The sequence below is a fragment of the Pseudomonas sp. LBUM1657 genome (assembly GCF_059716075.1).
Map to the genome: position 1 here is coordinate 4,827,432 of NZ_CP166799.1, position 11,593 is coordinate 4,839,024.

Consider the following 11,593-nt stretch of genomic DNA (forward strand, 5'->3'; position numbering starts at 1 on the left):
CGATTTTTCACGGTCTGACGCCCATCGGGCCTACAAAATCATCCACGATTTCCCACGAATTCAATCACCTTGCTCTGACCACCCTGTTTTGCGGATGCCGTCTAAGCTCTGAAGGTTGGTTTTACCCTGGTTCACGGAGGATTAAATATGCTGCTGTTGTGGATACTGGTTCTGGTTGTCGGGATTGCCTGGTTAGCCCACCGCCGCATCGCCCCGCTGCCTGCCTTGGGCATTGTGGCTGTCTACCTTCTGGCCATGGGCGCCTTCAGCCGCGCACCGGGCTGGCTGCTGCTGATTTTCTGGGTGTTGACCGCGGCCGTGGCAGCGCCACTGCTGCTGCCCGACCTGCGCCGCAAATTCTTCAGCGCACCGATGTTCAACTGGTTCCAGAAAACCCTGCCACCGATGTCGCAAACCGAACGCGATGCGATCGACGCCGGCACGGTGTGGTGGGATGGTGAACTGTTCAGCGGCCGCCCGGACTGGAACAAACTGCTGTCCTATCCGAAAGCGCATCTGAGCGAAGAGGAACAGGCCTTCATCGACGGTCCGACCGAAGAACTCTGCGCCATGGTCAGCGATTGGCAAATCGGTCAAGCCATGGACCTGCCCCCCGAAGCCTGGACCCATATAAAGGACAATGGCTTCTTTGCCCTGATCATTCCCAAAGAGTTCGGCGGCAAGGGTTTTTCTGCCTACGCCCACTCTCAAGTGGCCATGAAGCTGGCGACCCGCAGTGGTGATCTTGCGTCCACCGTGATGGTCCCCAACTCTCTCGGCCCGGCCGAATTGCTGCTGCATTACGGCACCGATGAACAACGCAACCATTACCTGCCACGACTGGCTCGCGGTGACGACATTCCGTGCTTTGCACTGACCGGGCCACTGGCTGGTTCCGACGCCGGCGCGATGCCCGACACCGGGGTGATCTGCAAAGGCGAGTGGGAAGGCAAGGAAACCCTCGGCCTGCGTTTGAACTGGGAAAAGCGTTACATCACGCTTGGCCCGGTGGCCACCCTCCTCGGCCTGGCATTCAAGGCCTACGACCCGGATCACCTGCTGGGTGAAAAGGAAGACCTGGGCATCAGCTTGGCATTGATCCCGACCGATACCGCCGGCGTTGAAATCGGCCGCCGCCATTTGCCGCTCGGCGCGTCGTTCATGAACGGCCCGAATTCCGGCAAGGACGTGTTCGTGCCGCTGGACTTCCTCATCGGCGGCCAGGAAATGCTCGGCAAAGGCTGGATGATGCTGATGAATTGCCTGTCGGTCGGGCGTTCGATTTCGTTGCCTGCGGTCGGCACCGGTGCGGCAAAGTTCACCAGCCTGGTGACCGGCCAGTACGCTCAGGTGCGCGAGCAGTTCAACGTTCCGCTGTCGGCGTTTGAAGGCATTCAGGAAGCCATGGCGCGCATCGGCGGTAATGCCTGGATGATGGACGCCGCGCGGATGCTGACCGCCAACGCGGTGGACCTGGGCGAGAAACCCTCGGTGCTGTCAGCGATTCTCAAGTATCACCTCACCGAACGCGGCCGCGAATGCATCAGCCACGCCATGGATGTTCACGGCGGCAAGGCAATCATCATGGGGCCCAAAAATTACCTCGGTCGCAGCTGGAATGGCGCGCCGATTTTCATCACTGTGGAAGGCGCAAACATTCTCTCGCGCAACCTGATGATCTTCGGCCAGGGCGCGATTCGCTGCCATCCGTTCGTGCTCAAGGAAATGGCCCTCGCCGGGCGTGAAGACAAGGAACAGGCGCTCACCGAGTTCGATGGTCTGCTGCTCAAACACATTGGTTTTGCCGTGAGCAACGCCGCCAGCACACTGGTGTTGAACCTCGGTTTCGGTCACTTCGAAAAGGCGCCGGGGAACAAGCTCAGCCAAGGCTACTTCCGTGCGCTCAACCGTCAGGCCGCTGCATTCGCCCTGCTCGCCGACCTCAGCATGATGTTGCTGGGCGGTGAACTGAAACGTCGCGAACGGTTGTCGGCACGGCTGGGCGATGTGCTCAGCAACATGTACCTGGCGTCCGCCGCGCTCAAGCGTTACCACGACCTCGATTCGCCAGAGCATATGGCGCCACTGTTTACTTGGGCCATGGAAGAGAGTCTGGGCCAGTCCGAACGTGCGCTGGATGAATTGTTGACCAACTTCCCGAACAAGGTGTTGGGTTGCCTGTTGCGGGTGATCGTGTTCCCGTTTGGCCGTCGTCACAAAGGACCGTCGGACAAACTCGGTGCCGAAGTGGCCGCGGTGATCGGCCGTGCCAAGGGCGACCCGGCCCTCGAAGAATTGCTCGGCGGTTGCTACCGTCCGCAATCGGCCGAGGACCCGGTCGGCGCATTGCAACACGCCTGTAACCTGCTGAGCGCTGCACAACCGTTGCAGAAGAAGCTGCATATGGCGCTCAAGAGCGGGCAGGTCAAACCGGTCGCCGGGGAAAATGCAATCGATGCGGCGCTTGAGGCCGGCGTGTTGCAGCCATTGGAGGCGCAGACCCTGCGTGACGCCGAAGCAGCGCGTCGCAAGGTAATTGATGTCGATGATTTCGACAAAGAAGAACTGACGCTGGCGCAAGGAAAAGTCCGCTGATCCAGCTGACCGCGTCTGCCATGGGAAAAAGGGCGCAGGAGCTTTATACTCCGGCGCCCGTTTTGCTCTTGAGGACTTATCTCGTGTCCAACATCGTTGCCGATCATCTCGTTTTGCTCGACCACCTGCGCAGCATCCTGGTCGCCGTGGGTGAGGCCGATCAGGTTCCCGAAGAAAGCCATGCCTTGTTCCTGGAGCGCTTCGACGAACTGCGTGCGTTGCTGCCGGTCGACCCGATCGAAAGCCAATACCTGGGCCAGGACATTCTCTGCCAGGTGATCACTCGCTACCCGCAAATCGCCCACCTGGTCCCGCGCGACCTGCTGTGGTACTTCGCCGGTGACTGCCTGCATTACATGCCCGACGATGAAATCGACTTGTACCAGGCTCTGGAAGAGCGTCGTTTTCAAGCCGAACAGAACGATGAACCGTTCGACTGGAATCAGGAAAAACAACTGCTGGCGATGTCGGAACAGGACAGCAAGCACTGATCCACGATCAGTAATGCAAAAGGCCCGCATGGTTATTCATGCGGGCCTTTTTTATGCGGCATTGCCGAGTGATTCGGTGACTGTTCGGCCGCTTTCGCGAGCAAGCCCGCTCCCACATTTGATTTATGAACGCCGCAGATCAAATGTGGGAGCGGGCTTGCTCACGAAGGGGCCCTTCAAAGCAACCCGTCACTTTCGGGCAACTCATACTGCGCCGCGACCTTGCCCGCCGTATTTGGCTTACCCGGCTTGCTCAAGGTCGGCTCCTTCCCCAGACACTCCACCAGATAGTCGATTAACACCCGAAGCTTGGGCGGCAGGTATCGGGTCGGCGAGTGCAACAGCCACGCACCACCGTGGTAAGAGGCGAGAAAAGTCCAATCGGGCAGCACCTGAACGATCAGTCCCTGCTCCAGCGCATAACGCGCGGTGAAATACGGCAGGCTGCCAATCCCGATGTGCTGCAACACCGCGCCCAAACGCACACCGGTGTGATTGGCGGCATAACGTCCGCGCACGCCGACGGTTACTGCCTTGGTGCCTTTCTTGAATTTCCAGCGCGCATCGCTTGGGGTTTCGCCCAGGTAGATGCAGCTGTGGTTGAGCAAGTCGTGGGGATGGGTCGGCGTGCCGTGTTCGGCCAGGTATTGCGGGGTTGCACACAGCAAATGGTCGATGGTCAGCAGTTGCCGCCCTACCAGTCCTGCGGGTGGCCGGTCGGTAATTCGGATCGCCAAATCAACGTTGTCGTCGATCAAATCCACCTGACGGTCCTCGAGCAACAACTCCACATCCACTTTGGGATAACGCCGCAGAAACTCCGGCATATGCGGATGAATCACAAAGCGCCCCACCGCTTTCGGCACGCTGACTCGCACCAATCCTTCCGCTTCATGGGTGAACTGACCGCTGATTTCCATCACCGACTTGGCCGCGCTGACCATCTCCTGGCAACGCTTGAAGACTTCTTCGCCACCGTCGCTCAAGCGCAGCTTGCGCGTGGTTCGTTGCAGCAGGCGGGTGGCAAGTGCCTTCTCCAGACGCGAAATGCTGCGACTGACCGCCGACGGTGAAGACCCTAACTGGCGAGCCGCCTCGGAGAAACTTCCGGTCTCGACGACTTTGACGAAAATCGCCATTTCACCCAGCAGTGGCAGTGGAAGATTTATGCTCACAGCGCAACAGTCCTTTGATGTTTGAACGGATTATCACGCAATTCCAGCCTCCATATAATAAAAAATAGAAATTTTAATAAGGGCATGGAATATGACGCTTCGCCTCTTTTTCCATAGTGATGATCTCAAGGCTAACGTGGAAGTCCTGGATTGCACGCCCCACGAGAACGAATTCGCCGTGGTGCTGCGCGCCACGCTGTTTCACCCTCAGGGCGGCGGACAGCCCTTCGACACCGGCTGGATCGGTGAAAGCCGGGTACTGCGCGTCGTCCAGGATCCGGACCAAATCACCCATTTCGTCGACCACCCAGTAAAACTCGGCATGACCCAAATTCGGGTCGACGAGCAACGTCGCCAGTTCAATTCACGCATGCATTCCGCCGGCCACCTGATCGGCCACTTCGTCCAGGCCATGGGCTGGATGCCGATCAAGGCGCATCACTGGCCAGGCGAAGGGCGCGTGCAATTCAAACCGACGGATTCAGCACAAGAGGTTGATGCCCAGACCGTTCAGTACGGCATCGAGCAGTGGATTGCCCATGACCTGCCGCGCCTGACGTCGTTGCGCGAAGGCGCCCGGGAAATCGGTTTCGGTGAACTGCCCGCCTACGGCTGTGGCGGCACCCATGTACGTAGCCTGAAGGATTTGGGCACCGTCACGATCGCTTCCGTTTCGCAGAAGAAAGGAACGCTGTCAGTTCACTACGACGTGAGCTGAGCATTTGGGCGATGCCGAGCCCGGCATCGCCTGACGCCGGGGGGAGCCTGCAGCCGTAGGTTCCGTTGACTATCTGATAGATGGACCTAAGACATGATGCTTGACGTCGAGCGTCTCGATGAGACGTGCATAAAAAAACTGGCCAACGAAGAAGTCCTCGCCATCCGCGTCAAAGGCTTGCTGCCCCGACCGCTGGCGATTCAGATTGGCGACAAGATCCTCGCCCCCGGTTTCGAAGGCTACATCAACGCGCCGAGTATCGGCCGCATCGGCATGGCGTTTTATGAAGCGGAAAACCAACCACTGCTGATCGAAGATTATTTCGAGCGCGCCACCCGCAACATCGCGGAGTTACGCAATCGATGCGCGCCCTACTCGTCCCCGGTCGACACCTTGCGTTGCATGCTCGACGAGACGTGGCCCGCGGGTGCGCACCTGGAGAACCTCTACGGTCGCAAAATGTATGTCGGACTTTCCCGGGTGGTGAAACCCGGGGTGTGCTTTCTGGCCCATCACGACATTTTCGCCAAGGACGCCCCGGACAGTTACCAGGCCAGAAGCCTGGAAGCGCAGTTCGCCTGCAACGTTTACCTGAACATGCCCACCGAAGGTGGCGCGTTGCAGATGTGGGACGACGACATTTCTCCGGATCAGTTCGACGAAATGCGTGGCGACAGTTACGGCATCGATCCGGCCTTGCTCGGCCCTCCGACCCTGGAGATTCGTCCTGAGCCGGGTGATTTCATCATGTTCAATTCGCGCCGCATGCACTCGGTGACACCGGGTGTGGCCGATCCGCGGTTGAGCCTTTCATTCTTTGTCGGCTATCGCGGCAATGCTTCACCCCTTACTTTCTGGAGTTGAGATGCTTTCGAATTACCTGGGCGAGTTTCTGGCGCTGGCGACTATCCACTTTCTGGCCGTGGTCGCTCCTGGACCAGACTTCGCCGTGACGATTCGCCAGAGCGTGCGTTTCGGTCGATTGGTCGGCATCTGCACAGCACTGGGTATCGGCGCGGGCATTTCCGTGCACGTGCTTTACACCCTGCTTGGCGTCGGCGCGCTCATGCACACCACGCCTTGGCTGTTGACGGTGGCCAAGGTCGTGGGCGGTGCCTACATTCTCTACCTCGGCATCAGCCTGCTGCGCAGCAAACCCAAATCCGTGCTGGAAGGTGAAAAAAACGCTGACGAACCGATCGTCGAGCAAACGCTGCTGAAGGCGTTCACCACCGGTTTTCTGACTAACGCCACCAATCCCAAGGCCACGCTGTTTTTCCTGGCGATCTTCACCACCCTCATCAGCGCCACGACACCGCTCAAGATCCAGGCGCTTTACGGCCTCTGGATGTGCTTCGTGAACGCGCTATGGTTTGTCATCGTCGCGCTGTTCTTTTCCAGCGCCCGGGTGAGATTGCTGTTCATGCGCATGGGGCATTGGTTCGAACGCACCATGGGGGTGATTCTGATCCTGTTCGCCGGGCGGTTGATTCTGTCGATGTAAAACAACGGCCCACTCAGTCTGACTGGCGGGCCGTAGCTTTCATTCCTCGTCGGATAGCCGAGACAGTTACCAAAGTGCCAGGGTATAGCTGACGATCAATCGATTCTCGTCCAGATCATTGCCGAAATTGGAACGTACCGACGCGTTGCGCCATTTGAAACCCAGTCCTTTCAAAGTACCGTCCTGCACCACGTAAGCAATATCAGTGTTGCGTTCCCACTCCTTGCCTTCCCCCGGCATTCTGCGTTGCACGTTGTCACCCGAAATGTAGCGGGTCATAAAGCTCAAACCCGGCACACCCAATGCGGCAAAGTTATAGTCATAACGTGTTTGCCAGGAGTGTTCGTCCACGTTGGCGAAGTCACCGATTTGCACGAAGTTGACCAAGTAAGGATCGCTGCGTCCAATGTACGGAAACGGATCATCGCCGCTCATGCGCTGGTAGCCGAAGCCCAGCGCGTGACCACCAAGACTGTAGGTAAACAACGCACCGAAAGCCTGGTTATCGAGGTCACGAAAGTTGCCATCCTCGATGCTGCGCGCATAACGCACATCGCTCTTGAGCGACTGGCCTGCCCCCAGATTCAGCACGTGCACCAATCCGAGGTAGTTTTGCTGGTAGATGTTCTCCAGCTTGCCGTAGCGGTACTGCGCCGTCAGGTTCGGCAGGAACTGATAGTCGGCTCCGGCGAACTGGAACCTGTCGCTCTGCCCGCCGATGCGATTGGCAGTCATGTCCTGATAGTCGGTGGAATCGACAAAGTTGATCTGCGTAAGCTGCCCGGCTGTCAGCTTCAATCGGTCGACTTCCTGAACATTCACCAGTGCGCCCTTGAACGTTCCTGGCAACAGGCGTGTGTCGTTGGAGTTCACCACCGGATCCTTTATCTGCAAAGTACCCAGCTTCAGGGTGCTGTTGGATAAGCGCGCCTTGACCGTCAGGCCCAACTCGCCATAGCGATCCTGAGAGCCGCCCGATGAATCCGGCGGCAACAGATTAGTGCCGGCCGTACCACCACCGGAATCCAGTTTAAAACCGGCCATGCCCAGTGCATCCAGGCCAAACCCCAGGGTGCCCGCGGTATACCCTGACTCCATCCGCAACAGAAAACCCTGCGCCCATTCCTCGGCCTTGTCTCGCGAGCCGTCCTGACGAAAGTCGCGATTGAAGTAGAAGTTGCGTGCTTCCAGACTGCCTTTACTGTCAGCAATAAAATCCGCTTGAGCGGCCGGTGCGCTGAGTACACTCATGCCCAGTAAGGTGCCGACCGGGATGTACAACCGTTGGATGGAAAGCGAAAAACTCATGCCGTGCTCCTTTTACGGACGCGAGCGAGCCCTCTCGGGGGCGTTGCGATCGCGTCCGAAATTTGTCGATCAGCTGTGGACCAGCGACGCCTGAGCAGAATTGCCCAGACGTATCAGGGTTCAGGATTCGAGTTGCCGACCGCGGGTTTCCGGCAGGCTTAACGCGGCCAGAATCACCACGCCATAAGCACCGGCAGCGAAGACTCCGATCCCGGTCCCAATCGGCGACGTTTCGCTCAGCGCTCCGATGAACAACGGAAACAGCGCGGCGATGGAGCGCCCGGCGTTATAGCAAAATCCCTGGCCCGAACCGCGCATGCGGGTTGGAAACAATTCGGTCAGGAACGCGCCCATTCCGGCGAAAATGCCCGAGGCGAAGAACCCCAACGGAAAGCCCAGCCAGAGCATCCAGGTGTTATCGATGGGCAGTTGGGTGTAGGCCAGAACAATCGCCATGGAGCCGATGGCAAACAGGATGAAGTTTTTCTTGCGGCCAATGGCATCGGTCAGCAACGCACTGGTCACATAGCCGATGTAGGAGCCGACGATCACCATCGCCAGATAACCGCCAGTGCCCAGCACACTCAGGCCACGTTCGGTTTTCAGGTAGGTCGGCAACCACGTGGTGATCGCGTAGTAGCCGCCCAGCGCGCCGGTGGTCAACAACGAAGCGCGCAAGGTGGTACTGAGCATCCGTGGCGCGAATATTTCGAAGAAAGCCCAACGCGAATCCTGTTCAGGCTTGGCCTTGCGCTCGGAGCGGGCCTGCTCGAAGGTGTCCGATTCCTTGACCAGCCGGCGGATCACCAGCACGAACAAGGCAGGCACCAACCCGATCATAAACAGCGCCCGCCAGGCTTCCTCCGGCGGCAGAAAGCTGAACAATCCGGCATAGAGCAATGCCGTAAGCCCCCAGCCCAAGGCCCATCCGGCCTGCACCATGCCCACTGCCTTGCCGCGATCCTGGGAGCGAATCACCTCCCCAATCAGCACCGCACCCGCCGTCCATTCACCACCGAAGCCAAAACCCATCAAAGTCCGGGCCACCAGCAATTGCTCGTAATTCTGTGCCAACCCGCAGAGGAAGGTGAAGAAGGCGAACCACAGAACCGTCAGTTGCAGGGTCAGTACCCTGCCAATACGGTCGGACAAAATCCCGGCAATCCAGCCACCCGCCGCTGAGGCCAGTAGCGTACAGGTGCCGATCATTCCGGCTTCGCCCTTGGAGATGCCCCAAGTGGCAATCAGGGTAGGAATGACGAAACTCAACATCTGTGTGTCCATGCCGTCCAGGGCATAGCCGATCTTGCAACTCCAGAAGGTGCGCTTTTCATTTTTCGACAGGGGGCCGTACCAACTGAACGGGCCGGTGCGGCCCGTACCTGAAGGCACGTGGTCAGTCATGGTCTTTTCCATGGGAGTTCCTGCGGCAGCAAGCGAAGATGACGGACACGCCTCATTATTTTTTTGTGAAGGCGTTGTCGTGGGGAACAGACGCAGTGACCTGCGTCGTGGAGCGGATTCTTCGTGCGGGGAGCAAGCGACGTCAAACGGGAAAACAAAGAGGCTATGCATAAGAAAATTTGATACCCCACGCGATGGACTCTGGAGTAACAATTACTGCGCGCCGAACACGGTTCTCTGTGGAAAACAGTGAGCAACCGCCTCCACGAGAGCCATGAGAACCGCCATGAACCTCAAATTCCTCGAAACCTTCGTCTGGGTCGCCCGCCTGCAAAGCTTCAGCCTGACTGCAGAAAAAATGTTCAGCACCCAGGCTGCCATCTCCAGCCGGATTGCCTCGCTGGAAGATGAATTAGGCCTGCGCTTGTTTGTGCGTGACTCGCGCGGGGTGTCTCTGACGCCTGAAGGTCTCAAGGTGCTCGACTACGCCGAGCAGATGCTCGAGGTTCAAAGAGCGTTGAAGCATTCGCTGGACAACACCAGCCCACAGCAGGGCCTGGTGCGCATTGGCGTGATGGATACGGTGATCCATACCTGGCTCAGCCCGCTGATGTCGACCCTGATGCAAACCTTCCCCGCCGTGGAGATCGAAATCACCGCCGACGCCGCACGTAACCTGTGTGAACAACTGCAAAAAGGCTATCTGGACATCGTTTTCCAGACTGATCTGATCCGCCACGAAAGCGTACGAAACCTCGAACTGGCGCACTATCCCATGCACTGGATCGCCGCCAGCAACTCGATCTATGCCCGCCCCTATGCCTCACTGAGCGAGATGGCCAGTGAACGCATCATCACTTTCGTAAAAAACTCCCGACCGCATCAGGACGTACTCAATCTGCTGCATGCCCATGGCATCAGTACTCCGCGCGTCAGTTGCGTCAACTCTGTGTCGGCCATGACCCGGCTGATTCGTGACGGCTTCGGCATTGGCGCGTTGCCGGCGGCGCTGGTGGCAAAGCCGTTGGCCAGTGGCGAGCTGATTCAGCTGGAACCGGGGACGTTATTGCCACAATTGGATGTCGTGGCTTCGTGGCGCGCAGGGGTCGGACTGGAACTGATCGAGAGTATCGTCGACATGAGCCGCCAGGTGGTCTGTCAATACGCGGCAGATGTTGGCCCGCTCCGCATGGTTCCGACACCGGGTCTCGACCGGCGACGGCCCATTGAATAACTTTTAGTTATCCTGGGGTAACAACATTCCTAGTTGGACGCCATCGTTCCGGTTTTCTAAAAAGAACCCACGAACCTGTGGAGATGCCATGATGAATCAGCCCGCCCTGTCCTTCGAGCAATTGCAGCAGCGTCCTCCAATGGACCTGCGCCAATCCATCGCCGCCGGGCACTATCAGGGCCACACCAGCGGCCTGGGTCAAGGCCGGGTGCAGGCCAACATCGTGATACTGCCCAGTGATTGGGCCAACGAATTCCTCAGGTATTGCACCCTCAATCGGCAGGCCTGCCCGTTGCTCGACGTCACCGAGCCTGGAGATCCGTATTTCCGCCATCTCGGGACCGCCATTGATATTCGCCATGATGTGCCTCGATACAGGGTCTATCGCCACGGGGAACTGAACGAAGAGCCACTGGATATCGAGCATCTGTGGAGAGACGACCTGGTGGCCTTTGCCATCGGGTGCTCGTTTTCCTTCGAACAACCGCTGCTGGATGCGGGCATCGTTCTCAAGCACATCGATCTGGGGCGCAATGTCGCCATGTACCAGACCAATATTGATACTCGCCCCACTGCTCGCCTGGGTGGCAAGCTGGTGGTGAGCATGCGGCCGATGAAAGCTGCAGCGGTGATTCAAGCCATTCAGATCACCGCACGCATGCCAAATGTCCACGGCGCCCCCGTTCACATCGGTGATCCGTCGCTGATTGGCATCCACTCGCTGAACAAGCCGGACTACGGGGATGCCGTGCCCATCGAAGCCGACGAAATCCCAGTGTTCTGGGCCTGTGGCGTGACGCCCCAATCGGTGGTGCAAGCTTCACGCCCACCGCTGTGCATCACCCATGCTCCCGGATGCATGCTGGTAACCGATTTGTGGAATAGCGCTTTGTGAATGCACCCAGGCGCTTGCGGGTCGGCAGTAGTTTGAAGGCGTGTTATGGACGCATTCTTTCAGGCTAAATCTGACTGGCAGAGCGTTTTTTTCTGACTTGGATACAAATCGTACGCAAACAAAAACGCCGCTCAATGAGCGGCGTTTTCGTTAAATATGGAGCGGGAAACGAGACTCGAACTCGCGAACCCGGCCTTGGCAAAGTCGTGTTCTACCGTTAGTTTGGGAACGTTTCTGTCTTATCGATCAGAAACTTCTCTCAAACTGCC

General features: G+C 58.2%; 10 protein-coding genes. 7 read left to right on the plus strand and 3 right to left on the minus strand.

Features of this window, described 5'->3' with window-relative positions:
- Window positions 1-147: 147 nt before the first annotated feature.
- Both ACA055_RS22245 and ACA055_RS22250 read left to right on the plus strand, forming a co-directional pair.
- Window positions 148-2,595: an acyl-CoA dehydrogenase gene (locus ACA055_RS22245; RefSeq protein ID WP_497680603.1), complete on the plus strand. Its 2,448-nt coding sequence runs from the start codon at window positions 148-150 to the stop codon at window positions 2,593-2,595.
- Between the two features lie 83 nt (window positions 2,596-2,678).
- Window positions 2,679-3,086, plus strand: a complete 408-nt coding sequence (locus ACA055_RS22250; RefSeq protein ID WP_497680604.1) for a PA2817 family protein — start codon at window positions 2,679-2,681, stop codon at window positions 3,084-3,086.
- Between the two features lie 176 nt (window positions 3,087-3,262).
- On the opposite strand, the gene ACA055_RS22255 is transcribed toward ACA055_RS22250, so the two are convergent.
- The gene (locus ACA055_RS22255) at window positions 3,263-4,261 is read right to left on the minus strand and encodes a LysR family transcriptional regulator (RefSeq protein ID WP_497680605.1); all 999 of its coding nucleotides are present in this window, start codon (window positions 4,259-4,261) and stop codon (window positions 3,263-3,265) included.
- 91 nt (window positions 4,262-4,352) lie between these two features.
- Between ACA055_RS22255 and ACA055_RS22260 the strand changes: the two genes are divergently transcribed.
- From ACA055_RS22260 to ACA055_RS22270, 3 genes are all read left to right on the plus strand, one after another.
- Window positions 4,353-4,979, plus strand: coding sequence for an alanyl-tRNA editing protein (locus ACA055_RS22260; protein WP_497680606.1), 627 nt, complete (start codon window positions 4,353-4,355; stop codon window positions 4,977-4,979).
- Window positions 4,980-5,072: 93 nt separating this feature from the next.
- Window positions 5,073-5,843, plus strand: coding sequence for a 2OG-Fe(II) oxygenase (locus ACA055_RS22265; protein ID WP_497680607.1), 771 nt, complete (start codon window positions 5,073-5,075; stop codon window positions 5,841-5,843).
- A gap of 1 nt (window position 5,844) precedes the next feature.
- Window positions 5,845-6,483, plus strand: coding sequence for a LysE family translocator (locus ACA055_RS22270; RefSeq protein WP_497680608.1), 639 nt, complete (start codon window positions 5,845-5,847; stop codon window positions 6,481-6,483).
- 66 nt (window positions 6,484-6,549) lie between these two features.
- On the opposite strand, the gene ACA055_RS22275 is transcribed toward ACA055_RS22270, so the two are convergent.
- Both ACA055_RS22275 and ACA055_RS22280 read right to left on the minus strand, forming a co-directional pair.
- The gene (locus tag ACA055_RS22275) at window positions 6,550-7,791 is read right to left on the minus strand and encodes an OprD family porin (RefSeq protein WP_497680609.1); all 1,242 of its coding nucleotides are present in this window, start codon (window positions 7,789-7,791) and stop codon (window positions 6,550-6,552) included.
- A gap of 120 nt (window positions 7,792-7,911) precedes the next feature.
- A complete protein-coding gene (locus tag ACA055_RS22280) occupies window positions 7,912-9,195 on the minus strand; it encodes an MFS transporter (protein WP_497684466.1) in 1,284 nt (427 codons plus the stop codon).
- Between the two features lie 286 nt (window positions 9,196-9,481).
- Between ACA055_RS22280 and ACA055_RS22285 the strand changes: the two genes are divergently transcribed.
- Window positions 9,482-10,429 (plus strand): LysR family transcriptional regulator, encoded by a 948-nt coding sequence (locus tag ACA055_RS22285; RefSeq protein WP_497680610.1) that lies wholly within the window; start codon window positions 9,482-9,484, stop codon window positions 10,427-10,429.
- A 91-nt stretch (window positions 10,430-10,520) separates the two neighbouring features.
- The gene (locus ACA055_RS22290) at window positions 10,521-11,324 is read left to right on the plus strand and encodes a putative hydro-lyase (protein WP_497684467.1); all 804 of its coding nucleotides are present in this window, start codon (window positions 10,521-10,523) and stop codon (window positions 11,322-11,324) included.
- The last annotated feature ends 269 nt before the right edge of the window (window positions 11,325-11,593 follow it).

Excerpts from the sequence above, each read along its gene's own strand:
- ACA055_RS22245 (WP_497680603.1), top strand. The coding sequence starts at position 148 with ATGCTGCTGTTGTGGATACTGGTTCTGGTTGTCGGGATTGCCTGGTTA.
- ACA055_RS22260 (WP_497680606.1), top strand. The coding sequence starts at position 4,353 with ATGACGCTTCGCCTCTTTTTCCATAGTGATGATCTCAAGGCTAACGTG.
- ACA055_RS22265 (WP_497680607.1), top strand. The coding sequence starts at position 5,073 with ATGATGCTTGACGTCGAGCGTCTCGATGAGACGTGCATAAAAAAACTG.
- ACA055_RS22270 (WP_497680608.1), top strand. The coding sequence starts at position 5,845 with ATGCTTTCGAATTACCTGGGCGAGTTTCTGGCGCTGGCGACTATCCAC.
- ACA055_RS22275 (WP_497680609.1), bottom strand. The coding sequence starts at position 7,791 with ATGAGTTTTTCGCTTTCCATCCAACGGTTGTACATCCCGGTCGGCACC.
- ACA055_RS22280 (WP_497684466.1), bottom strand. The coding sequence starts at position 9,195 with ATGACTGACCACGTGCCTTCAGGTACGGGCCGCACCGGCCCGTTCAGT.
- ACA055_RS22285 (WP_497680610.1), top strand. The coding sequence starts at position 9,482 with ATGAACCTCAAATTCCTCGAAACCTTCGTCTGGGTCGCCCGCCTGCAA.
- ACA055_RS22290 (WP_497684467.1), top strand. The coding sequence starts at position 10,521 with ATGAATCAGCCCGCCCTGTCCTTCGAGCAATTGCAGCAGCGTCCTCCA.